Here is a 24,413-nt window from a genome sequence, read left to right on the forward strand (position 1 = left end):
CAGCCAGTTCACCAGCCCGCGCTTCACGCAAGTCTTGCTGGATGCGACGGTGAAGGTCTCGATGGACGGTCGCGGACGCTGGATGGACAACGTCATGATCGAGCGGCTATGGCGATCCCTGAAGTATGAGTGCGTCTATCTGCACGCCTTTGAGACCGGGTCAGCGGCCCGGGCTGGCATCGGCAAGTGGATCGACTTCTACAACAACGAGCGCCCGCACTCCGCGCTCGGCGGACGAACACCGGTCGAGGCCCATCAGGGCCCCGGCCTGAAAGCGGCGGCATGATCAACAGGCAAGCTTAGCGGCGCCGCAACACTGTCCGGAAAACGGGGGCCACCTCACAAATCTGGCAGAAACGGCATTCATGGCCCCGGGTCTACTGGAGGCTCCAACCTTCGAGCAGCCTGGGTTCATCATGAGCCAGACATAGAACAAGTTTCGCTCGCAGACTTTAAAGTGAGCGCTCAGGACAGTTCTCGATACTCACGCAGGGCTGAAGATGCGCTTGCCACGCAAGCTGATCGCGGCTCAATCCCAACCGCCTGAGTGCCCGGTGAAGCGGGGGCAAGATCAGAGCACCAGCTCTCAATCGGTGTTACCCGTATGTCCAATGGATCTGGCCCTCCCGCCTTGTGGCCGAATGGATATCGCTGTTGTATCCCGTCATGAACTTGTTACACTTGTATCATGTGGAATCTAAGTGGCGCTGAGAGACAGACCGAATCAGACCCCCGAAGTTCACCCGCTTTTGCATGTTTGATCGCTGCCGTCTCGTTGGCAGCTCTGGTAGGTATACTTTTAGTCGCAGATTCCTATGGATATGATTGGCGCGCGATGCTTCGGGACCGCGCAGCGATCGAGAACCCCCCACCACTCGCTGGCCTGATCTCGAATATCGGGATTGTGATGCTTGGCATACCGCTGGTGCTTCTCTGGATCGCCTTGTTGAAAAGCGGGACGTGGAGCAAGCTGGAGCTTGCCACCGTAGCGTTACCGACATTGATCGTCGCTGACGATCTAGCAATGCTCCACGAGGGACGGGGCGAAATGCTGTTTTATGCCGGATATGCGGCTGCTGGCGTATGGTTGGCAGGCCTTCAGGTCCTCCGGTCCCGAAAACAATCTTGGCTGCTTCTTTCCGCTTTCGCCTGTTTGGGGGCGGCTATGTTTTCGGATTTCATTCGCATTCCTAAAGGCGGGCAAGATTTCATGGGGCTCACGGCTTGGGGTGCGAGAGCTTTCGCGGAAGATGCGCTCAAGTTCATGGGCTACGCACTTCTTGCGGCACACCTGTATTGCTGCGCAAAGGAGGTCTTACAGCGCGGGGAGTAGCGCACGCAGAAACAGCAGAGGAGGTTTCCTTCACGGCGGTTTCGGCGCGTCATATGCAGGGAGTGCCCCTGAAGCAGTGTTTTCGGGCAATGTCGCGGCCAAGGGTAAAACGCGCATCGCGGCGTATGAGATAGTGTAGCTGCGTGTCTTCAAGAGCGGGATTCGAAGCCGTCGACGCGGCAAGCGACTGGCGATATCGCTCGATTACGCCGCCGCCGGTAGATCCCGGGCGCTTTCACCCCACGCGTGCGCGGTAGGTAGGGGCGCGGAAGGCGGCGGCTGGGCCGACGGCCACCCGCTTCTCGAGCCTAACCACGGCGAGGATGGTCAATTAGCCGGGGCCTCATTCGCTCCGGCGGCGCGTTGATACGGTCGCACGAGGAGTGCGCCTCGTCGAGCCCGGTTCAGCACATGAGCCGAAGCACCAACTCATCCCGAGCAGATTTCTTGCACACTTTCGCGGAGACGGTGACAGGTGATCGGGCGCCGTTGATCGCGGTGGCCACGGGCGTCGCCGTCTTGGGCATGTGATGGCGCAGGCATCGGAGATGCCGGAGCGCGGTCAGCCGGCGCGTACTTATGACCGAAACCTTCGTCGGCATGATCAGCTCTTTGGTGGGCGGATCAGAGGAAATCGTTTCCGCCTCGAACCGCAGGTTGACACTGGGGCAACTCCTCGTGGAAGGTAGGGTGGTCAGACCAATTTGCGGCGAAGCATGGCCACGGAAGCACCACAACGATCTCAGCTGTCACTCCGCCCGCTGGAGCGGGACGGCTTCACGGCTCGGGTGCTCAGGTCCCTCACGGCCTTTATCCAGACGGCGGACCTGAAGCCGGGGGACAGACTTCCGACCGAGAGGACGCTGGCGGCGCAGCTTGGCGTGAGCCGGTCGACCATCCGCGAGGCGCTCCAGACGTGGCAGGCGATGGGGGTGGTGCAGATCCGCAAGGGCAGTGGCACCTATCTGGCGCGCGATGTTCGCGCCACATCGCTTCATGTGCCGGTCACGATCAACCTCGAGCGCCAGGCGGTGCTGGATTCACTGGAGCTGCGCCGCGCGATCGAGACCGACGCTGCGCGGCTCGCGGCCCGCCGCGGTCGGTCGGAGGACGTCGAGCGGATGCGCGTGGCGCTGGAGGAAATGGAAGCCGCCTATGCCGAACACGGCTTCGCCATCCGTCAGGACCGCGCGTTTCACGAGGCGATGTTCACCGCCAGTCGCAACCCGCTGTACCTGCAGATCTTCCAGCAGGTCATCAACCGCATCTCGGACGCCTTCAACGAATCGCGGGAAAACCCCTTCGTCACAGAGCCATACGCAGACGAAAGCCAGCCGGACCACCGCCGCCTCTACGAAGCGGTGGCGTGCAGGGACGAGGCGGGCGCCGTGGCCGCGGTGACGCGGATCATCGATTTCGTGGAGTCGACCCTGCGCCATGACGAGTGAGCCCACCATTCCCGCCGACTTCGCCACGATCCTGGCTGAGGATTCCGACACCGGCGGCGCCGCCGTCCCGCCCATCGTGCAGACAAGCCTGTTTACGTTCGGCAGTGTGGACGCGATGGAGACCGCCTTCAGGGCGCCGGAGCGCAACCCGATTTACACCCGTGGGATGAATCCAACGGTGCGGGCGTTCGAGACCAAGCTCGCCACCATCGAACGCGCCGACGACGCCCGTGGTTTCGCGAGTGGCATGGGGGCGATCTCTGCCACGTTGCTGGGTCTCCTGCGCACCGGCGACCGCGTGGTATGCGTCAACAACGTCTATCCCGATGCCTACCGTCTCATGACGGGGCTGATGGCACGGATGGGAATCGATGTGGTGTTCGTCGAGGGCAGGGACCTCGATTCGGTTCAGGAGGCGATGAGAGGCGCCCGGCTTCTCTATCTCGAGAGCCCGACGAGCATGACGTTCGACGTGCTCGACCTGCCGTCCCTGGCCGAGATCGCGCGCGCTGCCGGAGCGGTCAGCGTGATCGACAACTCGTGGGCCAGCCCCGCATTCCAGCGGCCGGTCGAGCATGGCGTGGACTTGGTGCTGCACTCGGCCTCGAAGTACCTCTCCGGTCACTCTGACACCGTGGCTGGCGTCGTCTGCGGGCGGGCCGATCTGATCGCGGAGATAAACCGCGTCGCCTATCCGAGCCTCGGTGCGAAGCTTTCGCCCTTCGATGCCTGGCTCCTGATCCGGGGCATGCGGACCCTGCCAATGCGGATGCGGCAGCACCACCGGGCGGGACTCGAGATCGCGAAGAGGCTCGACGCTCACCCGGCGGTCACGGAGGTGCGGCATCCGGCGCTCCATGGAACGCTCGAAGGCTCGACCCTCTCGGGGTGGTCGAGCCTCTTCGCCTTCGGGCTGTCGGACCCGCAGACGGCGCGGCGGTTCTGCGACGCGCTTCGGCTGATCCGGCTGGGCGTCAGCTGGGGCGGCCACGAGAGCCTCGCCTTCCCGACGCAGCTCGGGCTGATCCAGCCTGGCCTGACGAATTCCTTCCACGCCTTCGGCGTCCCTGACGACATGGTGCGTCTTCATGTGGGGCTCGAGGACGTGGAGGACATCTGGCGCGACGTCGAGCGCGCGCTGGAAGCCTGCGAAGCGCCCGGAGAGGCGTGAGCGAACTTCAAGCCCACCAACAAGGGAGAGACTGGATGAAACTGAAACCGACACTGGCAGCCGCCGCGGCGCTTGCCACTGCCTGGGGCGGCATGGCCTCGGCCGAGACGCTGAGGGTGGTCGAGGTCCTGACGACCAACGAGCGCACGGGCCTCATGGAAGAGATCGTCGCCGAATTCGAGACCGACCATCCCGATGTGGACGTGGAGCTGATCACGGTTCCCTGGGACTCGGCGTTCGAGCGGATCCTGACCATGACGATGTCGGGACAGCCCATCGACGTGATCGAGATGCCCGAGCGCTGGATCTCGACCCTCGCGGTCAACGACGTGCTGCGCGACCTCGAGCCTTGGCTGAACGAGTGGGAGGGCGCGGATCAACTGACGGGCTCCACGATGGAGTTCACCAAGATCTACGACGACACCTCGTACTTCGTGCCCTACGGTTATTTCGTTCGAGCGATGTATTACAACAAGCCGCTTCTGGCCGAAGCCGGATACGACGCCCCGCCCGAGACCTGGGAAGAGTTCAACGAGATGGCGCGCGCCGTCTCCGAGATCGACGGTAAATACGGCTATTGCCTGCGCGGCTCGACCGGGGGCTTCGTCGGCTGGTGGCTGGCCGTGTCCGCCATGACCGGGGCCGACAGCTGGTTCAACGAAGACGGCACATCGATCTTCGACAGTCCGGAGGCGATCGAAGGCATCCAGATGATGCTCGACCTCTACAACGACGGGGCGGCGCCGGAGGATTCCGTCAACTGGGGCTTCAACGAACAGGTCTCGGGCTTCTACTCGGGCACCTGTGCCTTCATGGACCAGGACCCCGATGCACTGATCCAGGTGCGCGAGCGCATGGGGCGGGAGGATTTCGCCGTGGCGCCGGTGCCCATCGGACCGGCGGGCGAGATTTCGCCGCCGATCGGGATGATCGGATGGGCCGTGTCCAATAGCTCCGAGAACCCGGAACTCGCTCAGGAGTTCATCGGGCGGCTCTCGGCGCCCGAGGTGAACCTGGAATGGGCAAAGTTCATGGGCATCGTCCCTGCGGTCGAGATCCCCGAGGACGACGAGTACTACAACGACCCGCAGTTCGCCGGGTTCTTCACCGAACTGGAAGACGACCGCTGGGACCTGATGACCTGGCCCGCGCACCTTCCCGAGCTCGGTGAATTCTTCGACGTCCTCGCTGTCGAGACAAGTCAGGCCGCGCTTTTGGGCCAGATGACGGCCGAGGAGCTGGGCCAGGAGTGGGATGCGTTCCTGACGGAGGCTCAGCAGCGCTGGATGTCCGAGCAATGAGCGTGGCGGCGGACACTCCGGCGGCGACCGGGCGTTCGCCGTCCCGCACTCGGCGGCGGTTCGCCGCCGCCGAGGCCTATGCCTATCTCGCGCCGGGCATCGCGATCGTGGCTCTGGTGATGCTGGTTCCCCTGGCGGTCGGCATCTCGTTCAGCTTCCAGAACTACGTCATCTTCCGCCCGATGTCGCGCGGGTGGAACGGCGTCGAGAACTATCTCGAGCTCTGGACGGATCGCACGTTCTGGCTGGCGCTCGCGAACACGGCGCGGTGGACGTTCTGGTCGGTGGCGTTCCAGCTGGGTCTGGGCCTCGGGCTCGCGCTGATCCTGAACAGGCCGTTCCCGGGAAGGGCGGTGTTCCAGTCGCTCGTCTTCCTGCCGTGGGCGGTCCCGACGTTTCTGTCCGGCCTGAACTGGCAATGGCTTTTCAATCCCATCGTCAGCCCGCTGCCCGGGTGGCTGACGGCGGTGGGCGTGCTGGAAGAGCCGCGCAACATCCTGTCGGACCCGGACCTCGCGCTTTATGGCCCGATCACCGCGATGATCTGGTGGGGCATTCCGTTCTTTGCGATCACCCTGCTCGCGGCACTGCGGTCGATCCCGCAAGACCTGTACGAGGCGGCCTCCATCGACGGGGCGTCGCCGTGGCAGTCGTTCCGGCACATCACCGTGCCCTTTCTGATGCCCATGATCACCATCACCATCCTGCTACGCACAGTTTGGGTCGCGAATTCGCCGGACCTGATCTTTGTGATGACCGAGGGGGGGCCCGCGAACTCGTCGCAGACGCTGCCCAACTACGTCTTCACCAGCGCCTACAAGTCCATGGACTTCGGGTATGCCTCCGCGCTCGCCACGGTACTGATGGCGATGCTGGTGATCTATTCCATCCTGCTTCTTTTCGTCCGTGGGAGGCTTGGCCAATGAAATCGATCACCGGTGCCGCATTGTGGCTGGTTCGCTTGGCCTACCTGGCTTTCGCGCTGTTCCCGCTGTTCTGGCTGATCCGCATATCGCTGACGCCCGACGACCTGTTGTACTCCGAAGGTACGACCATCTGGCCGTCGAGTCTCACGCTGGCGAACTTCGCCTACGTCATCGAGGAGAGCCCGTTCCCGGTCTTCTTCGGCAATACCGTGATCGTGTCGCTCGGCACCGCAGCGGCGGTGACGGTGCTCGCCGCCGGGATCGGGTACGCCTTCTCGCGGTTCGAGTTCGCGGGCAAGCGGACGTTGATGGTTTTCCTCGTGATCACGCAGCTCTTCCCGTTGGTGATGGTGATCACGCCGCTCTATCAGCTTCTCGCGCCGATCGGGCTGGTGAACACGCGGATCGGACTGATCGTCGTCTTCACCGCCTTCAACCTGCCGTTCGCGGCGTTCCTGATGCACTCGTTCTACGAAGGCATCCCGCGCGAGCTCGAGCAGGCGGCGATGATCGACGGATGCACCCGGTTCCAAGCTCTGATCCGGATCATCCTGCCGCTGATGCTGCCCGGTATCGGCGCGACGTTGGGCTTCGTCTTCACCGCGGCGTGGTCCGAGCTTCTGTTCTCGCTCATGCTGATCACATCCGAAACGAAGAAGACCTTCGCCGTGGGCCTTCTGAGTTTCGTGGGCAAGTCCGGTGTTGACTGGGGTCAGATGATGGCGGCGGCGACGCTCGCGCTGATCCCGCCGGCGATCTTCTTCACCTTTATCCAGAAATACCTCGTCGGCGGGCTCACGGCCGGCGCGGTCAAGGCATAGGGAGGCCGCGATGGCCGAGGTTTCGCTCAGGCAGGTGGTCAAGCGCTACGGCGGCTTTCAGGCCGTACACGACTTCGATCTGGACATCGCGCACGAGGAATTCGTTGTCTTCGTCGGCCCGTCGGGCTGTGGCAAGTCCACGACCCTGCGCATGATCGCAGGGCTCGAGGACATTTCGGGCGGCGAGATCCAGATCGGTGACCGCGTCGTCAACGACCTGCCGCCGCGGGAACGCAACATCTCGATGGTATTCCAGAATTACGCGCTCTATCCGCACATGACGGTACGCCAAAACCAGGGCTTCGGGCTGCGCATGGCGGGCCGCCCGAAGGACGAGATCGAGAAAAAGGTCAACCGTGCCTCGGGCCTTCTCGGTCTGAAAGACTTCCTCTCGCGCCGCCCGGCTGCGCTGTCTGGCGGCCAGCGCCAGCGGGTCGCGATGGGACGGGCCATCGTACGCGACCCCGACGTGTTCCTCTTCGACGAGCCGCTGTCGAACCTCGACGCCAAGCTGCGCGGACAGATGCGCACCGAAATCAAGAAGCTGCACGAGAAGGTCCGCACAACAGTCATCTACGTCACGCACGATCAGGTCGAGGCGATGACCCTGGCCGACCGGATCGTGGTGATGCGCGACGGGAGGATCGAACAGGTCGGCACTCCGGACGAGGTCTTTCACGCGCCCGCCAGCCGCTTCGTCGCAGGCTTCATCGGCAGCCCGCCGATGAACCTGATCGATGCACGCACCGTGGCGAGCGACGACGGCGTGGCAGTCTCGGTGCCGGGTGGCCCGACGCTGCCTCTCGATCAGTCCGTCTTCGATCATGTTGGGCCGGACCGGCCGGTGACACTGGGCTTGCGACCCGAGTCCATCGCGCCCGAGCGGATGGCAGGCCCGATGAAAACACCCTTCTCATTCAGCGCCGATATCACGCTGGTCGAACCGCTGGGCGGCGAGGCACTGCTCTTCCTTCAGATGGGACAGGCAGAGGTCACCGCTCGCGTTTTCCGCCCCAGCACACGGCTGGTCCCCGAGAAGAGCGTGCCGTTTCTCACAGATCTGGCCGAAATGCACCTGTTCGACGCCGACACCGGGGTTCGGCTCAATGCCAAGACGGCGCACGAAAGCTGAGGGAGCCGCCGATGTCGTCGTCCCGCGACCTCAACCACCTGAAGACCGTTGAACGCCGGCTTCTCTGGCTCGCCTGCTGGATGGTCCACAACGCCAATCATCTGCGCGACAACCCCGAGGGACTGAAGGTCGGCGGACACCAGGCCAGCTCGGCATCCATCGTGTCCATCATGACGGCGCTCTACTTCACTGCGCTCCGGCCACAGGACCGGGTGGCGGTGAAACCGCACGCCTCCCCCGTGTTCCACGCCATGCAATACCTGATGGGAAACCAGACGCGCGAGAAGCTCGAGGCGTTCCGCGGCTTCGGCGGCGCGCAATCCTACCCTTCGCGCACGAAGGACATCGATGACGTCGATTTCTCGACCGGTTCCGTGGGTCTGGGCGTCGGGATCACCGCCTTCGCATCGCTGGTGCAGGATTACCTTATGGCGAAGGGCAGGGGCTTAGGCCGCACCGGCCGAATGGTTGCGCTTGTCGGGGATGCAGAACTCGACGAAGGTAACGTTTACGAGGCCTTGCAGGAGAGCTGGAAGCACGATCTCCGGAACGTCTGGTGGATCATCGACTACAACCGCCAAAGCCTTGACGGCATCGTTCGGGAGGGTCTCTGGCAGCGTATCGAGCGCGTCTTCGGCACCTTCGGCTGGGAGGTTGTGCGCCTGAAGTACGGGGCACTTCAGCGGGCGGTGTTCGAGGAGCCGGGCGGCGAGACGCTGCGCCGCTGGATCGACGACTGCCCGAACGACCTGTATTCGGCGCTGACATACAAGGGTGGCGCGGCCTGGCGCGAGCGTCTGATGAATGACATCGGCGACGAAGCCGAAATTGCTGCACTGCTGGACCGGCGCGGCGATGCGGAACTCGGGGAACTGATGTCCAACCTCGGCGGGCATTGCCTCCAAACGCTCTGCGATGCCTTCGCCGCCGTGGATCACGATCGCCCGGTCTGCTTCCTCGCCTACACGGTCAAGGGCTGGGGCACGCCGCTTGCCGGGCACAAGGACAATCACGGCGGCTTCATGACGAAGGCGCAGATGGCGGAATTCCAGGCCGCCTCCGGTGTGCCGGAGGGCGCGGAATGGGACCCGTTGGCCGCCGTAGAGGACGGGGACGGCTTCCGCGAATTCCTGTCGAAGACCCGCTTCTTTGCCGACGGAACCCGGCGGTTCTCGGCGCCATCGCTCGCTGTACCGGGAGTTTCGGCGCCCGAGGGCGAGGCGCTTTCGACGCAGGCCACGTTCGGCCGCATCCTCGACGACCTCGCCAAGTCGGACAGCGAACTGGCAGGCTCCGTTGTCACGGCTTCACCGGATGTCACCGTCTCTACCGGGCTGTCGAGTTGGGTGAACCGCCGACATCTATTCGCGCGCGACACGGTCGCGGATACTTTCCGGTCCGAAAAGGTTCCGTCGACGCAGAAGTGGCAGTTCCGGCCCGATGGGCAGCATCTCGAGCTGGGCATCGCCGAGATGAATCTGTTCCTCCTCCTCGGAGCAGCCGGCCTTTCGCACGAACTGTTCGCAGAAAGGCTGCTCCCTATCGGGACCGTCTATGATCCATTCGTTTCGCGCGGTCTCGATGCGCTGAACTATGCCTGCTATCAGGGCGCGCGCTTCATGATCGTCGGCACCCCGGCCGGCGTCACGCTCGCCCCCGAGGGCGGAGCGCATCAATCCGTGGGAACGCCCCTCATCGGAATGTCGCAGGACGGGCTCGCGGCCTTCGAGCCGGCCTTCGCGGACGAGCTCGCCCGAATAATGGAATGGTCTTTCGACTACATGCAGCGTGACGGGGCAGGAGACCCGGACGAGCGCACTTGGCTACGGGACGAAACCGGCGGCTCGGTGTACCTGCGTCTCTCGACGCACGTGATCGAACAGCCTGGCCGCCGGCGGGATGAGGCGTTTCACCAGGGTGCGATCGACGGGGCCTATTGGCTACGGCCGCCGGGGCCGAACTGCGAAGTCGTCATCGCCTACCAGGGCGCCGTTGCGCCCGAGGCCATCGCCGCTGCCGGAATGATCGGCGAACGCCGGAGGGACGTGGCGGTGCTCGCCGTGACCTCGGCCGACCGGCTGAACGCCGGCTGGACCGCTGCGCACCGAGCCCGCCGGAAAGGCAACACCGGAGCCCGCTCTCACGTGGAGCGTCTCCTGGGCGATCTGCCGCGGCATTGCGGTATCGTCACCGTCCTCGACGGACATCCCGCCACGCTCGGCTGGCTGGGCAGTGTCGCCGGGCATCGAACCGCCTCTCTGGGCGTGGAGCATTTCGGCCAGTCCGGCCGCATCTCCGACCTTTACAAGCACTTCGGCATCGATCGATCGACGATCGCGCAAGCTGCACTCGAGGTTTCTCTCGGGTCGGGGCCCGGGGACATCCTGACATAGCACGTCTCGCTTTTGGGGCTCACACCGCGAAGCTCGCGTTACAGCTGTGGCCGGCGGGAAAGCGCTCCGCGTACGGCGTCTGTCACCCACGCCCGTGCGCCACCCGGTGTCACGACGGGCCCTCGGGGCGCCGCAGAGCCGTTTAAATTCTGTAGATCTCCCGAGCATTTCCAGCGAATACACGTTTCCGCTCCTCCTCGGTATGATCCGAGAAGGCCTGGTCAACCATGTCGACCCAGCGGACATAGTCGGTGGCAAGGCGCAGCACCGGCCAGTCGCTCCCGAACATCAGCCGATCCGGACCGAACACCTCGATCACCCGGTCGATGTACGGGCGCAGCTGGTCCTCGCTCCAGCGGTTGTGATCGGCCTCGGTGGCGACGCCGGAGAGCTTGCAGACGACATTCGGGAAGGAGGCCAGCGTCCCGATCTCGCTCCACCAAGGCTCGCGCAGGCCCGCCTTGATGCCGGGCTTGGCGATGTGGTCCATCACGAACGTCACCTCGGGCAAAACCTCCACGAGGCGCAGCACCGGGGCGAGCTGGTCGTGGAGAATGCAGATTTCGAAGTGGAAGCCGTGGTCCGGCAGGCGCTTCAGGCCACTGCGGAACGCGTCGCTGCCGGTGAGCTCGGCCGCGTCCTTTCCCTGGATGAGGTGACGGACGGCGCGGACGAGCGGGCGCTTGGCAAGGGCGGCGAGGTCCTCGGCGACGGTCGGAGAATCGAGGGGGGCGTGGGCGACGATGGCCTTGATACGAGGGTCTTCGGCCGCAAGACGCGTGACGAAGTCGGCCTCTGCGATATGACCCGAAGGGTCGACGTTGGCCTCCACGAAGACGATGGCCTCGAGCTCGACCGAGCCGCGATCGGCTTCAAGATCAGAAGGACGGAAGGGCCGGTCGATGGGTAGCCCCTTCTGCCACGAGAGCGGAACCTCGTCGCGGTCCCAAAAGTGAACATGGGTGTCGATGATGGGGAAGCCGGGCATCGGGCCTCTCAAGCGCTTGGGATCGGGGCGTCGGGACGGAGAAGGTTTTCGTGCTGTAGCTCGCGCCACAGATCGGCCGGGAGGGGCTCTGCCAGGCGGGCGAGGTTGTCCCTGGCCTCGTCCGGCGTGCGGGCGCCGGGAATGACCGAGGCGACTGCCGGATGCGCCAACGGAAATTGCAGCGCGGCCGCGCGCAGGGACACGCCGTGATCGTTGCAGATAGCGGCCAGACGGTCGCGGCGGGCGATCAGGTCGGCTGGTGCCTCGGCATAGTTCCAGGTGGCGCCACCGGCGAGCAGGCCTGAATTGTAGGGGCCGCCGCAGATGATGCTGGTGCCGCGGGAGACGCAGAGCGTCAGCAGGTCATCAAGCGCATCCTGCTCAAGGAGCGTGTAGCGCCCGGCGAGCAGGAAGCAGTCCCACTCGCCTCGCTCCAGCGCGGCCATCAGGACAGCCGTCTCGTTGACGCCGATCCCATAGGCGCCGATCAGGCCTTCTCGCTTCATCTCCATCAACGCCTTGAGCCCGCCGGTCGTCGCCGCCTCGAAATGGTGTGCATGCGCCGCTTCGGCATGGGTAAAGCGGCCGATGTCGTGCAGCAGGAGCACGTCGATCCGCTCAAGTCCGAGGCGCTGCAGACTGTCCTCCAGCGATCGGCGCACGGCGTCGTAGCCGTAGTCATAGACCGGCCGGAAGGGCAGGGGCTGCTCCCATCCGTTCTCGGCCCCGGGCGGATCGGCGTGGGGGCGCAGCAATCGACCGGCCTTGGTGCTCAGCACGTAATCGTCGCGCGGATGCTCGCGAAGTGCATCGCCAACGCGTCGCTCGGAGGCGCCGAAGCCATAAAACGGGGCGGTGTCGAAGTAGCGCACGCCGCCCTCCCAGGCGGTGTCGAGGGCGTGCCGGGCCGGACGTTCGTCCACTGCGCCGAGCAGGCCGCCGATGGGCGCGCAGCCGAAACCGAGGGTGGTGACGGAAACCGATGTGGCACCGAGCCGGCGCGTGGACAGGGTCATGACGGCACCGAGGCCTCCTCATGTTCGAATTCGCCCGCGACGGCGGGGGGCACTTCCACCGACAGCCTGCCAGCCGCCTCGGACAGGAGGCGAAGGCAGTCAGGGGCCGATGGCGATCCAGGCGGATCGAGCCGCTCGATGAACGGCATCGACAGCGCGGCTACCGCATCGCCGGTGCGGCCGATGATCGGGCAGGCGAGATCCGTCACGCCCACCGTTTGGCTGCTTGGACGCATGACATGGCCGAGCGCGACGGCCACTTGAATGGCTTCGGCCGCGGCTTCAGGCAGGCTGCCGACATTGCGGGCCGAAAGCATGCGGGCGCGGCGCGCCTCGGTCTGGAAGGCGAGCATCGCGAGACCCGACCCGGTTGTCAGGAGATCCACCTCTGCGCCGAGACGTACGGATAGGCCCACGCGGCCGGGGCTGTCGGCCTGTACGGCAACGAAGAGCGCCCCGTCGCGGTAGAGCGTGAGATGGCAGGATTGAAGCGTCGCTTCCGCCACCTCGGTGGTGACCTCGGTGGCGGCCTGCAGCAGGCGGCGCATGGGCGGGTGCGTCGTCGCCAGTGCGAAGAGCTTCAGGCCCAGCATCAACCGGTCGGCAGTGGCCGAACGGCGCACATAGCCGCGCCGCACCAGCGTGTCCAGCATCCGGTACAGCTCCGAGGGGGAGCGGCCGAGCGCCTTGGCGATCTCCGCCTGCGACAGCCCGTTCTCGTGCTCGGCGAGGAGCTCGAGAACGTCGAGACCCTTGTCGAGCGCGGGCGCGCGATACCGGCTGGTTTGTCCGCTCATCTCAATCTTGACGCAGGGGCATGACCTAAGGTTCACTGATGAACAGAATTGTCAAAAATGAACTTCAAGTAAAGCGTCCTCGGGATGCGAAAGAGTCGGACACAATTTCAGCGGGAGGAAGTATCATGAGGAAATCGATTTTCACGACGGCTGCGTCGATGGCGCTGCTGCTCTCGGCCGGCGTCGCGCAGGCCGCGGACACCAAGGCTGCCCTGATCCCCGGCGGGCCTCATCCGTATTTCGCGGCATGGGAGGACGCGGCGGCGGCCGCCGCCGAAGACTTCGGCGTCGAGGCCGAATACTCGGTGCCGCCGGCCTGGGAACTCAGCCAGCAGAACGAGATGATCGAGAGTCTGGTGGCACAGGGCTACAACGCCTTCCTGGTTTTCCCCGGCGACGCCTCCGGCACCAATGCTACGCTGGGCGAGCTGGATGACTTCGAGATCCCGTCGGCGACGCTGGCCGGCTGCACGGAAGCGCCCACCCCGGCGCTCTTCTGTCTTGGCACCGACGTCTACAACTCCGCCTATCTTGGCACCCAGGAGCTTATCGACGCGATGGGCGGATCCGGCCAGATCGCGCATTTTACCGGCTTCCTCGTCGATCCGAACACCCAGTTGCGGATCGACGCGGTGGAGAAGGCCGCCAGCGAGCACGACGGCGTGGAAGTCATGCAGGTCATCGCCGACATCGATGCGCCGGAGCCGGCCGACGAAAAGATCAACGCGTTCCTTGCGGCGCAGGGCGATGAGGTTGACGGCATCGTCACGACCGCCTGGGTGCCGGCCGTGGTGGCCGCCACGAGCCTGCGCAACCTCGGCGACCAGCGCATCAAGATGGTCGGCATCGACCACGACCAGGTGGTGCTCGACGCCATCAAGGACGGCTTCGTCCACGGCACGATGCTGCAGAACCCCTACGGACAGGGCTATATCGGTGTCTACGCGATGGACCTGGTGCGCTCGGGATGCACGATGAAGGACGACGCGCCCTGGCTGACCACCGCCCAGACCGACCGCTTCATAGACAGCGGCACCGCCTTCGTGGGAGCGGATCAGGTCGACAATTACCAGGATGCCATGGTGCAGGAGACCGACAAGATCATGGCGGACTTCAAGGACACCTACATGAACTGCCCGAACTGAGCCGGGCGGGCTTCCGGAATGTCCACCAAGGCAATCCCCGGCAGGGCCGGCCCCAAGGGGCCGACCTTCGCCGTCCTTGCGTCCAACGAAGTCGGCTTGCTGCTGATCACGGTGGGGGCGGTGATCGTGTTCAGCTACCTGGCGCCGGGCTTCGACTCGCCTTTCAATATCTACGCGCTGACTCGCGTGCTCGCGATCGACGTGGTGATCGGGTTTTCGATGATGGTCGTCCTGGTGACCGGCGGGCTGAACCTCGCGGTCGGGGCCATCGGCGTGTCCGCGGTCATGGTCGGAGGCTGGGCAATGCAGGTCGCTGGCCTGCCGATCATCGTGTCGGCGCTGCTTGCGCTGGCATTCGGCGCGGCGCTCGGCGCGCTCAACGGTATTCTGACCGTGGCCATGCGGGTGCACTCCTTCGTTGTCACCCTGGCCACCATGAGCCTGTTCTTCGGGGCGATGATCGTTCTGACACAGGCAGAGGCGTTCAACGCGCTGCCGGCCGAGTTCGTGAGCCTCGCCAAGCTGAAGACATGGTTCTTCGCGTCCTCGATGCTCTACGCCTCGATCGTCGTCGGGCTGCTTCTGTGGTGGCTGTTTCACCACACGCTGATTGGGCGCCAGATTCTCGCGGCGGGCGCCAATCCTTCGGCGGCACGTCTCTCCGGCGTTCCGGTGGAGCGGACGATCGTCGTTTGCCATGGGTTGTCGGGCGCACTCGCCGCCTTTGCAGGTCTGATGCTGACCGCGCGCAACGGCGCGGCGCTGCCGTCGATGGCCGGGCAACTCGGAATGGATTGGCTGCTGCCCGCCTTCCTTGCACCGGTGCTGGGCGGCACGCTCCTGACCGGCGGCACGTTGTCCGTGGCCGGCACGTTCCTCGGAGCCGCGATGGTCACGGTTCTCTCCAACGGGCTTTTGCAACTCCAGGTCGGAGAGTTCTGGGTGCAGGCCTTTCTCGGGGTCATCCTGCTGGTCGCCGTCGTGCTCGACCGGTTGCGGGCCCATGTCATGGCAAAGAGGCGGGTTCGATGAGCGCGACGATGCATCTTCTGCGCACCGACTGGTTCGGACTGCTCGTCGCGTTCGCGGTCGGCGCGGTGGCGCTCGGCCTCGCGCAGCCCTCTTTCCTGTCGACCTACAACCTCTACGTGATGCTGACGGCGTTCTCGCTCTCGATCCTGATAGCGTTGTCGCAGATGGTGATCGTGGCCATCGGGCAGCTGAACCTTTCGGTCGGCGCCATCGGTGGTCTTGCCGCCATCACCTTCGCGGGCGTGATGGAGGTCTGGTCAGTGCCGATCCCCGTGGCGATCCTCATCGGTCTCCTCGTCGGGGTCGCCGGCGGCACGCTGAACGGCGTCGTCACCCATGTGACGGGGCTCAACGCCTTCGTGGTGACGCTCGCCACGCTTGCCATCTTCAAGGGGACCAACATCGGCATCACGGAGGCGCAGCCGTTCTACGAGATCCCGGATGCGGTGAAGTCGTTCGGCAACGCTCGGTTCGGCTTCTTCCCCTACCTGCTGTTCGTCAGCGGCGCGATCGGGATCGCGGTCTGGGTGTTCATGCGCCGCTCCGTGCTGGGCCGCCAGCTTCTGGCGGTGGGCGGTAATCTGAACGCGGCAAAGCTGTCGGGAATCCCGGTCGGGCGGGTCGTGGTCGCCGCGCATGTGCTCTCGGGGATGCTGGCGGCAGTGGCCGGGATGCTGGCCGTGGCGCGCCTCCAGCTGGGCCAGCCCACCATTGGCGATGACTGGCTGATCATCTCTTTCGCCGCGCCGGTCATCGGCGGGGCGGTGCTGGCCGGCGGGCACGTCTCGGTGGCCGGCACGGTTCTCGGCGTCGCCATCATCATGCTGATCAATAACGCGTTGGTGCTTCTCAACGTCGATCCCTATGCCGTGCAGCTTGTTCTGGGTGCGCTGATCCTCGCTGCGGTCGCGCTTAGTCGTTTCAGGGAGCCGGCATGACCGCAAAGCTCGTTATCACTGGCGCAAGCAAGGCGTTTCCGGGCGTGCAGGCACTGGACGACGTGTCCCTGACACTCGAAGCCGGCAGCATCCATGCGCTTTTGGGTGAAAACGGGGCCGGCAAATCCACCCTGATCAAGATCATCACCGGGGTCCATCGGCCGGATTCGGGCACCGTCCTGCTGGACGGCGAGCCGATGCAATTCTTCGGGCCACACGATGCCCTCGCGCACGGCATCTCCGCGGTGCACCAGGAGCGCAACCTGATCCCCCGCTTCTCGGTCGCCGAGAACATCATGCTGGAACGCCTGCCGACACGGGCGGGCCTGGTGGATTATGGCGAGGTGCGGGAGGCGGCCCGGCGTTTCATGGCGCCGCTGGGCCTCGAGATCGACCCCGACATCCCGGTGCGCAATCTTTCGGTGGCGCGCATGCAACTGGTCGAGATAGCCAAGGCGCTCAGCCTCGACGCGCGCCTTCTGGTGCTCGACGAGCCCACAGCCTCGATCACGCCGCACGAAACCGAAACCTTGTTCCGGCTGCTGCGGGAGCTTAGGGACAAGGGAGTCGCGATCCTCTTCGTGTCGCACAAACTCGACGAGGTGTTCGAGCTCTGCGACAGCGTGACGGTGCTGCGCGATGGCCGCAACGCGTGCGCGTCCCGGTCTCTGAACGGGCTCGACCGGTCCGACGTGGTGCGTCTGATGATCGGGCGCGACGAGACCGCGGTCCGCCGCACCGAGCGCACCGCCACCGGCGAGCCGGTGCTGGCGCTGCGCGACGTCGCCACCGACCTGGGGCACCGCAACATCGATCTCGAGGTCCGTGCTGGCGAGATTGTGGGTCTCTACGGGCTGGTCGGCGCGGGGCGCACGGAGCTTGCCAAGGCGGTCATCGGGGCGGCCAAGGTGACCTCGGGCGAGGTGCAGGTTGGCGGACGCAGCGCCCGGATCGACAGCGTCGCCACCGCGCTCTCGCGGTACCGGATCGGCTATGTCTCCGAGGACCGCAAGCACGAGGGGCTGATCCTGATGCACTCGGTGCGCCGCAACGTGGCCGTCACGGTCTGGCGGCGCATTGCGCGGGCGCTCGGCTGGCTTCCGGACCGGGCCGAACGGGACGCCGTGACGCCGTATATCGAACGCCTGCAGGTGCGCACGCCGTCGCTGGCCCAGCCGGTCTCGCTTCTGTCGGGGGGCAATCAGCAGAAGGTAAGTGTCGCCAAATGGCTTGCCGCCCAGGTGCGGGTCCTGATCGTCGACGAGCCAACGGTCGGCATCGACATCCAGACCAAGGTCTACCTGCACGAGCTGATCCACGAGCTCGCCGCCTCGGGCACGGCGATCCTGCTTATTTCGTCCGACATGCCCGAGATGATCTCGCTCGCCGACCGCATCGTCGTGATGGCGGATTTCGAGGTGGTGGGCGAGTTGGACAACACCCGCGATGCCGCGGACATGAGCGAGGCCATCATGGCGCGCATCCATAAGGTCGCAGAGGTCGCGTGATGGCAAAGATAGATCGCATCGAGATCGCTTACGTGGATCTCGCGCCGAAGGTGGTGCGCACCGACGCGATCCAGGCTTTCGTGAGCCAGCAGACCCCTATCGTCACCATCACCGACACGGACGGGGCGTCGGGCACGGGCTACACCTATACCATCGGCACCGGCGGCACCGCCGTTCTCGCCCATCTGCACGACGACCTGGCGCCGAAGCTGAAGGGCATGGATGCCGCCAACATCGAGGCCGTCTGGCGTACGTTGAAGTACCACACGCACGCCACCACGCCCGGTGCCATCACCGCGCTCGCCCTTGCTGCCATCGACACGGCGCTGTGGGACCTGAAGGCGAAGCGCGCTGGCCTGCCTCTCTGGCAGCTCGCCGGCGGGGCGCGCGAAAGCATCCCGCTCTATACCACCGAGGGCGGTTGGCTGCACATCGAGACGGAGGCGCTGGTGGACGACGCCGTGGCGGCCAGTGCAAAGGGGTTTCGAGGCTGCAAGGTGAAGGTGGGAAAACCGGATCCGCAGGAGGACGTGGCCCGCCTGAGCGCCGTGCGCGACGCGGTCGGCAGCGGCTTCGAGATCTTTACCGACGCCAATCAGGCCTTCCGGGTCGACGAAGCCATCCGTCGCGCCCGCCTGCTGGAGCCCCTCGATATCGGCTGGCTGGAAGAGCCGCTGCTGTCCGACGATATAGACAGCCATGCACGTCTCTGCGCATCGACGACGCTACCGGTCGCGGTGGGCGAGAGCATCTACAGCGCCTCGTGGTTCCGCGAATACATGCAGCGCGGCGCCTGCTCCGTTGTGCAGGTGGATGTGGCGCGCATCGGCGGCATCACGCCGTGGCTGAAGGTGGCCCACGCGGCGGAGACCTTCAACATCGCCGTCTGCCCGCACTTCCTGATGGAACTGCACGTGTCGCTTTGCTGCGCCGTGCCGAACGCGCGGTGGCTGGAGTACATCCCGCAGCTCGACACCATCACCGCGGAGCCAATGCGCATCGAGAACGGCCACGGCGTCCCGTCGCCGGCGCCGGGGCTCGGGCTCGCGTGGGACTGGGACGCCATCGGCGCGCAACGCGCCGCCGATCCCATACAGATATAGGAGAGAGCGTATGCAGCGCATGGGCATGGTCATCGGTATCGCGCCAGAGCGTATCGAGGAATACAAGCAGCTCCACGCCGAGGCTTGGCCGGAGGTCCTGGACCAGATCAGGGCGTCGAACATCCGAAATTACTCGATCTACCTGCGCGAGCCCGAGAACCTTCTCTTCGCCACCTGGGAATACCACGGCACTGACTTCGAGACGGACATGAAGAAGATGGCCGAGCACGAGCCGACGCAGCGCTGGTGGGCCATCTGCAATCCCATGCAGCGCCCCCTGGAAAGCCGCCGTGATGGCGAGTGGTGGGCGATGATGGAAGAGGTATTCCATCTGGATTGATGCAACCGTGATGCACTTGTGCATTGAGTTCGGAAGGATCGCACGGTCGTCCGGCCCAAGCCCGACCCGACTGCTTCGGCCTGTCGGGGCTCCTTCCGAAGTGACCGATGAGAACATCCGGCGCGAGTACGCACTTCAAGCCTCCGATGACCGGCGTCCCGTGGCGCTGAAGCAGGGCGGACTGCCGAGGACGCCTCCGGAGAAGCCGACGATCCCGGCTGAGGCCCTGCCGTCCTGGCGGAAAGACCGCACTCTCGCTGGCGGAGCGAGCCGCTAAAATGGCCGCCGGGGCGGGGTCGACCGGTGGCGTCACCCGTCACCGTCGACGTGGTTCTGGCGGGCCGGCCCGCGGTACTTCTGCGTCAATTCGCTGTCGACTTCGCTGCCGTCATACAGAAAGGGCAGGATGCCGCGCCGGAGGGAGCGGCCGCGCATCGCCTCGATATCTGCGTCCGACCGGGTGACCCGCTGCGACATGCGCCGCCCCCAGCGGGCGAGGTGATCGTAGAGCCGCGCGATCTGGTTGGCGAGGTCCGGATCGCCGCCGAGGTCATGAAACTCCTCCGGGTCGGTGTCGAGGTCGAACAGCATCGGGCGGAAGCCGCCCTCGGCGTGGATCAGCTTCCACCGCCCGTCGAACACCATGAAAAGCCGCGCGTCCCGGGGCGACAGACCCAGGTTGGTGCACATTCCGGTGACGGAGTAGTCGTATTCGCTGATCGCCACCTCGCGCCAGTCCTCCGGTTCCCGCCCGTGGAGGAACGGCATAAGCGAGCGGCCCTCGATGATGTGGTCCGGCACCTCGCCGCCCGCCGCTTCGACGAAGGTCGCGGCGAGGTCGATGGATTCCACCAGCGCGTCGCAGGTGGTCCCGCGCGTGGCTTCGGCCTGCGGACGCGGGTCGAAGACGATCATCGGGATCTTTACCGACGGCTCGTGGAACAGGTCCTTCTCGCCCAGCCAGTGGTCGCCCAGGTAGTCGCCGTGGTCCGAGGTGAGCACGATCATCGTATCGCTCAGCTCTCCGGTCGCCTCGAGGTGATCCAGAAGGCGGCCGAGCTGGTCGTCGCACTGCTTGATCAGGCCCATGTAGGCCGGGATCACCTTCTGCCGCACCTCATCGCGCTGGAAGGCGCGGGCGATAGGGTTCTCCATGTAGGCACCGTAGACCGGGTGCGGGTCCTCCCGCTCGACCGGGTGGCGCAGGGCCTGCGGCACGTCGTTCGCACCGAACATGTCGTGGTAAGGGGCGGGGACGATGTAGGGCCAGTGCGGCTTGATATACGAGACATGCGCGCACCAAGGGCGCTTGGCCTCCTCCATGAACCGGATGGTCTCGGAGGTCAGCCACGGCGTCTCGCTGTCTTCCTCGGCGATGTTGGCGGGCTTGTCGGCGTTGCGGAACATCCAGCCCGAGGCGATGTCGCCGTCCTCGATCCCCGCGTTGGCGTAGTCGGCCCACGGGTTGGTGCCGTCATAGCCCTTCGACTTGAGATATTCGTTATAGGGACTGCGCTTCTCGTCATAAAAACCGTCGGGCCCTTCGCCCCAAAGTCCGTCGTCGCGCACCCAGGCGTCGAAGCCGCACTCGGCCTGCCGCGCGCCGATGACGCTGTCGGGCGACAGGCCCAGCCGTGCCATCCCCTCGGCGTCGGCCTTCATGTGGGTCTTGCCGATGAGCCAGCAGTCCATCCCCAGCTTGCGCAGGTGGTCGCCCAGCGTGACCTCGCCCACCCGGAGGGGAAAGCCGTTCCACTGCGCCCCGTGCGAAGACGGGTAGCGGCCGGTGTAGAACGACATCCGCGAGGCGCCGCAGACCGGCGATTGGCAATAGGCGTTGGTGAAGCGCACGCCCATCCGCGCCACGCGGTCGAAGTTGGGGGTGTGCAGCCGGGGATGGCCCGCGCAGCCGAGGTAATCGAACCGCAGCTGGTCGTACATGATGAAGAGGATGTTCATGGAACTCTTGCGTTACGCTTGAAGAGGGCACCGGCGCGAAGCGGCACGCGCCGGTGCGGTTGGCCCAAATTCCTTAAGAACGAATTTGCCAAGGGTTTTCTGAAAAGCCTTGGCATCATGCTCACTCGGCGGGAGCCTGCGAGCCTTCCGGGATCTCCAGCCCGACCTCCTCGTAGTATCGCTGCGCGCCGGGGTGCAGCGGCAGGCCGCCCTCGCGCACCGCATAATCGAGGGTCACGTTCTCGAGCCACGGCGTGTCCTCGCGCCGGCCCTCGGCCCCTTCCCAGAAAGCCTTGGTCACCTCGTAGACGATCTCGGGATCCAGATCGGCGCGCGTGCTGACGCCCACGACCGCACCCAGAGTGGCCACGTCCTGCTCGTTCACCACGCCTTCGCCGTAGACACCGGCGGGAATGATCCCGAGTTCACGGCCGCGAACCTCGGTCGGCGCGCGCTGCTCGTCCGTCTGCTGCTCGAACTCCTCGGGCGTCGGGCCGAGAATCCGCAAATCCGAGGTCGCCGCCAACTGCTCGACCTGGGGGAAGGGGGCGATGCCGCCGGCGATGTAAACGTCCACCTGCTTGTCCTGAAAGGCCTGAAGCGCGGACGACCACGAGCCCTTGAAGTTCTCGTAGTCCTCGCCCGGTACCATGCCGGTCTGCGCCTCGATCCAGCTTTTCGCCGCGTTCCACGCGCCGCCGCCCGGCGGGCCGAGGAAGACGCGCTTGCCGCGGATGTCCTCGAGGCTTTCCATCCCGTCCTCGGCATAGGTCAGCACGTGGTACTGGCCGTAGGGGAACCAGAACACCAGCCGCAGCCGCTCGGCCAGCTCGGGCGCGCTGTCGAGCTTCTGGTACATGGCAAGCTGGTTCTTCAGCAGGTGGTGCACCGTCGGCGAGGTCATGGCGAAGTCGATCTTGCCTTCGGCGAGGTCGATCTGGTGCTTCGTCGCCGCGCCAGTGGCGTCCACCGTCAGGTCGTGCGCGTCCTGCTCCTGGTTCACGATGCTGGCCATGGTCGACATCGTCAGATAGGCCGACGATCCCGGTGCGATGGTCGACATCTTCAGGTCCTCGGCCTGCGCGGCGCCCGCGGCGAGCGCCGCCGCGAGCATTGCGGATGCGTATATTTTCATGGTCAAAGTCCTCCCTGGTTTGGTTGCGTCGCGCCGCTTCGGTGGAGCGCGATCAAGGCACCGGCGGCGAGCGCGCCGCCGAGCGATATGAACGGGTCGGGCATCAGGAGCGCGAGCGCCGCCGCGAGCCGCACGGCGCTGTTCCAGAGCGGCAGGGGGCCCGCCTCGAATCTCGCGAGGCCCGTGGCGATCAACCAGGTCGCCAGCAGGAAGGCGGCGAGCGCCCAGAGCAGCCCGACCCAAGTGAACCCCTCGATGAGCAGGATCTCGGGGTGCACGATGAACACGAACGGGATGATGAAGCCCGCGATCGACAGCCGCAGCGCCTCCCATCCCGTCTCCATCGGGCGCGCCCCCGCGATCGGCGCGGCGGCGAAGGCCGCAAGCGCGACGGGCGGCGTCACCACGGAGAGCACCCCGAAATAGAGCATGAACAGGTGGGCGGCGATCGTCGGCACCCCCAGCCGCTCGAGCGCCGGGCCCATGACGATGGCCACGATCAGGTAGGCGGGGGCCGAGGGCACGCCCATGCCCATGACCAGGCACCCGGCCATCACCAGCAGGAGACTGAGCAGCAGCGACGACCCCGAAAGCATCAGGATCGCCTGCGCGAACTTCAGCCCGATGCCCGACATGTTGATCACGCCGATGACGAAGCCGATGGCCGCGACGATCACCATCAGCGTCGCCGCCGTGCGCCCGGCGTCGACCAGTGCCGCGAGCCATTCCTTCGGATGCCGGAAGGAGGGGAACAGGAGGAGGCAGAGGGCGAAGGCGGTCCAGAGCGCGTAGAAGCCCGCGTACTGCGCCGTCCGGCCCGACACCAGCAGCCAGACGATCACCCCGAGCGGCACGAAGAAGGCCAGCGACTGGAGCGCATCCCGCGCCGTCAGAGGCTCGGGCGTCGCCACCGCCTCGTCTCGCACGCCCTGCTTGCGGGCTTCGACCAGCACCACCATGAACAGGCTGACGTAGTAGAACAAGGCGGGGATCGTCGCCGCCAGCACCACCTGGAGGTATGGAATGCCGGTGACGTCGGCCATGAGGAAGGCCACGACGCCCATCACCGGCGGCATGATCTGCCCGCCGGTGGATGCCGCGGCCTCTACGGCGCCTGCGAACTTCGGCGTGAAGCCCGCGCGCTTGATGATCGGGATGGTGAAGACGCCGGTCGACACGACGTTGGCGATGGGCGAGCCGGACAGCGTACCGAACAGGCCCGAACCGACGATCGCTGCGTGGGCAGGACCGCCGGTGAAACGGTTGGTGGCGGCGAAGGCGATCCTGAGCAGCACGTTGCCCGCACCGGACTGCTGAAGGACCGCGCCGAAGACGATGAAGATCAGGACGATCCTCCCGACCACCTCGACCGGGCGGCCATAGACGCCGTCGGTCGAGTACCACAGGTTTTCGGCCACACGGCCCCAGTGCTCGTCCGCGCCGAACGGGGCAAGGACCCACCCGGCGAAAGCGAGGCAGACGAGCAGCATCGGCAGGCCGAAGCCCAGCCACGTCACGTACCCGATGACGGCCATGGCGATCCAGCCGAGCGCGAGCTGGGTGTCCGAGATGTCGATGAAGAACATCTCCTGTTCGAGCATGATCTGCAGCCACGTCCAACTCAGCCACAGGAAGAGGGCTGCAAGCCCCAGGTGGAGCGCAGCGCGCCACGCGGTCCCGGTGTGCTCCCGGCCGAGGAGGACGATCGTCATCCCCAGCGCCACGGTCAGACCGGAGTACCAGGCGTTGTCGAACACGCCGAAGCCGGCGGTGTAGACGGCGAGCGCCGCGAGGCCCACGGCCAGCGAGGCCGCGGCGACGTCGAGCGCCCGAGCGACGAACGGCGGTGTCACCTGTCGGCCTCCTCCCATTGACCGGTACACCTTCGGCCTCAGGCGCTGTCGGTGTCATGCAATTTCCGTTACCG

At 65.6% G+C, this 24,413-nt stretch carries 21 protein-coding genes; 15 read left to right on the forward strand and 6 right to left on the reverse strand.

Annotated elements, in window-relative coordinates:
- From BM162_RS19405 to BM162_RS19445, 9 genes are all read left to right on the forward strand, one after another.
- Positions 1–286 (forward strand): integrase core domain-containing protein (locus BM162_RS19405; protein ID WP_143096234.1); only part of this gene is annotated, 286 nt, incomplete at its 5' end.
- A gap of 402 nt (positions 287–688) precedes the next feature.
- On the forward strand, positions 689–1,333 hold the full coding sequence (locus BM162_RS19410) for a DUF8692 domain-containing protein (protein WP_500691302.1): 645 nt from the start codon (positions 689–691) through the stop codon (positions 1,331–1,333).
- Between the two features lie 788 nt (positions 1,334–2,121).
- Positions 2,122–2,781, forward strand: coding sequence for a FadR/GntR family transcriptional regulator (locus BM162_RS19415; RefSeq protein WP_177215274.1), 660 nt, complete (start codon positions 2,122–2,124; stop codon positions 2,779–2,781).
- Positions 2,771–3,952: an aminotransferase class I/II-fold pyridoxal phosphate-dependent enzyme gene (locus BM162_RS19420; RefSeq protein WP_093425259.1), complete on the forward strand. Its 1,182-nt coding sequence runs from the start codon at positions 2,771–2,773 to the stop codon at positions 3,950–3,952. Before BM162_RS19415 ends, BM162_RS19420 begins: the two co-directional genes overlap by 11 nt.
- Positions 3,953–3,987: 35 nt before the next feature.
- A complete protein-coding gene (locus BM162_RS19425) occupies positions 3,988–5,253 on the forward strand; it encodes an ABC transporter substrate-binding protein (RefSeq protein WP_093425261.1) in 1,266 nt (421 codons plus the stop codon).
- Positions 5,250–6,179: a carbohydrate ABC transporter permease gene (locus BM162_RS19430; protein ID WP_093425262.1), complete on the forward strand. Its 930-nt coding sequence runs from the start codon at positions 5,250–5,252 to the stop codon at positions 6,177–6,179. The genes BM162_RS19425 and BM162_RS19430 overlap by 4 nt, the downstream gene beginning before the upstream one ends.
- Positions 6,176–7,000, forward strand: coding sequence for a carbohydrate ABC transporter permease (locus tag BM162_RS19435; protein WP_093425264.1), 825 nt, complete (start codon positions 6,176–6,178; stop codon positions 6,998–7,000). Before BM162_RS19430 ends, BM162_RS19435 begins: the two co-directional genes overlap by 4 nt.
- A gap of 10 nt (positions 7,001–7,010) precedes the next feature.
- Positions 7,011–8,132 (forward strand): ABC transporter ATP-binding protein, encoded by a 1,122-nt coding sequence (locus BM162_RS19440; RefSeq protein ID WP_093425265.1) that lies wholly within the window; start codon positions 7,011–7,013, stop codon positions 8,130–8,132.
- Between the two features lie 11 nt (positions 8,133–8,143).
- Positions 8,144–10,525 (forward strand): thiamine pyrophosphate-binding protein, encoded by a 2,382-nt coding sequence (locus BM162_RS19445; protein ID WP_093425267.1) that lies wholly within the window; start codon positions 8,144–8,146, stop codon positions 10,523–10,525.
- Between the two features lie 142 nt (positions 10,526–10,667).
- Here the strand turns inward: BM162_RS19445 and BM162_RS19450 are convergent, their stop codons facing one another.
- Genes BM162_RS19450 through BM162_RS19460 form a run of 3 tightly spaced genes read right to left on the reverse strand, consistent with a single transcriptional unit; the run spans position 10,668 to position 13,326 of the window.
- Positions 10,668–11,513 (reverse strand): amidohydrolase family protein, encoded by an 846-nt coding sequence (locus BM162_RS19450; RefSeq protein WP_093425268.1) that lies wholly within the window; start codon positions 11,511–11,513, stop codon positions 10,668–10,670.
- Positions 11,514–11,521: 8 nt separating this feature from the next.
- Positions 11,522–12,529, reverse strand: coding sequence for an aldo/keto reductase (locus BM162_RS19455; RefSeq protein WP_093425270.1), 1,008 nt, complete (start codon positions 12,527–12,529; stop codon positions 11,522–11,524).
- Positions 12,526–13,326: an IclR family transcriptional regulator gene (locus BM162_RS19460; protein WP_093425271.1), complete on the reverse strand. Its 801-nt coding sequence runs from the start codon at positions 13,324–13,326 to the stop codon at positions 12,526–12,528. The genes BM162_RS19455 and BM162_RS19460 overlap by 4 nt, the downstream gene beginning before the upstream one ends.
- A 125-nt stretch (positions 13,327–13,451) precedes the next feature.
- Here BM162_RS19460 and BM162_RS19465 point away from each other — a divergent pair, with 125 nt between their 5' ends.
- The 6 genes from BM162_RS19465 (at position 13,452) to BM162_RS19490 (ending at position 19,392) form a co-directional block, all read left to right on the forward strand.
- Positions 13,452–14,471, forward strand: coding sequence for a sugar ABC transporter substrate-binding protein (locus tag BM162_RS19465; RefSeq protein ID WP_093425272.1), 1,020 nt, complete (start codon positions 13,452–13,454; stop codon positions 14,469–14,471).
- A gap of 96 nt (positions 14,472–14,567) precedes the next feature.
- The gene (locus tag BM162_RS19470) at positions 14,568–15,503 is read left to right on the forward strand and encodes an ABC transporter permease (RefSeq protein WP_218153144.1); all 936 of its coding nucleotides are present in this window, start codon (positions 14,568–14,570) and stop codon (positions 15,501–15,503) included.
- Positions 15,500–16,441 carry an ABC transporter permease gene (locus tag BM162_RS19475; protein WP_093425275.1) on the forward strand — a complete coding sequence of 314 codons (942 nt, stop codon included), beginning with the start codon at positions 15,500–15,502 and terminating at the stop codon, positions 16,439–16,441. Before BM162_RS19470 ends, BM162_RS19475 begins: the two co-directional genes overlap by 4 nt.
- Entirely contained in the window at positions 16,438–17,949 is a 1,512-nt protein-coding gene (locus BM162_RS19480) for a sugar ABC transporter ATP-binding protein (protein ID WP_093425276.1), read from the forward strand. Before BM162_RS19475 ends, BM162_RS19480 begins: the two co-directional genes overlap by 4 nt.
- The gene (locus BM162_RS19485; RefSeq protein ID WP_093425277.1) at positions 17,949–19,052 is read left to right on the forward strand and encodes a mandelate racemase/muconate lactonizing enzyme family protein; all 1,104 of its coding nucleotides are present in this window, start codon (positions 17,949–17,951) and stop codon (positions 19,050–19,052) included. Before BM162_RS19480 ends, BM162_RS19485 begins: the two co-directional genes overlap by 1 nt.
- Positions 19,053–19,062: 10 nt before the next feature.
- Entirely contained in the window at positions 19,063–19,392 is a 330-nt protein-coding gene (locus BM162_RS19490) for an L-rhamnose mutarotase (RefSeq protein WP_093425278.1), read from the forward strand.
- Between the two features lie 309 nt (positions 19,393–19,701).
- Here BM162_RS19490 and BM162_RS19495 read toward each other — a convergent pair whose 3' ends face one another.
- From BM162_RS19495 to BM162_RS19505, 3 genes are all read right to left on the reverse strand, one after another.
- Positions 19,702–21,351: a sulfatase-like hydrolase/transferase gene (locus BM162_RS19495; protein WP_093425279.1), complete on the reverse strand. Its 1,650-nt coding sequence runs from the start codon at positions 21,349–21,351 to the stop codon at positions 19,702–19,704.
- A 121-nt stretch (positions 21,352–21,472) separates the two neighbouring features.
- Entirely contained in the window at positions 21,473–22,486 is a 1,014-nt protein-coding gene (locus BM162_RS19500) for a TAXI family TRAP transporter solute-binding subunit (protein WP_093425280.1), read from the reverse strand.
- Positions 22,487–22,488: 2 nt separating this feature from the next.
- The gene (locus BM162_RS19505; RefSeq protein WP_177215275.1) at positions 22,489–24,339 is read right to left on the reverse strand and encodes a TRAP transporter permease; all 1,851 of its coding nucleotides are present in this window, start codon (positions 24,337–24,339) and stop codon (positions 22,489–22,491) included.
- Positions 24,340–24,413 lie beyond the last annotated feature (74 nt).

Source organism: Tranquillimonas alkanivorans, assembly GCF_900115595.1.
Classification (GTDB): Bacteria; Pseudomonadota; Alphaproteobacteria; order Rhodobacterales; family Rhodobacteraceae; genus Tranquillimonas; species Tranquillimonas alkanivorans.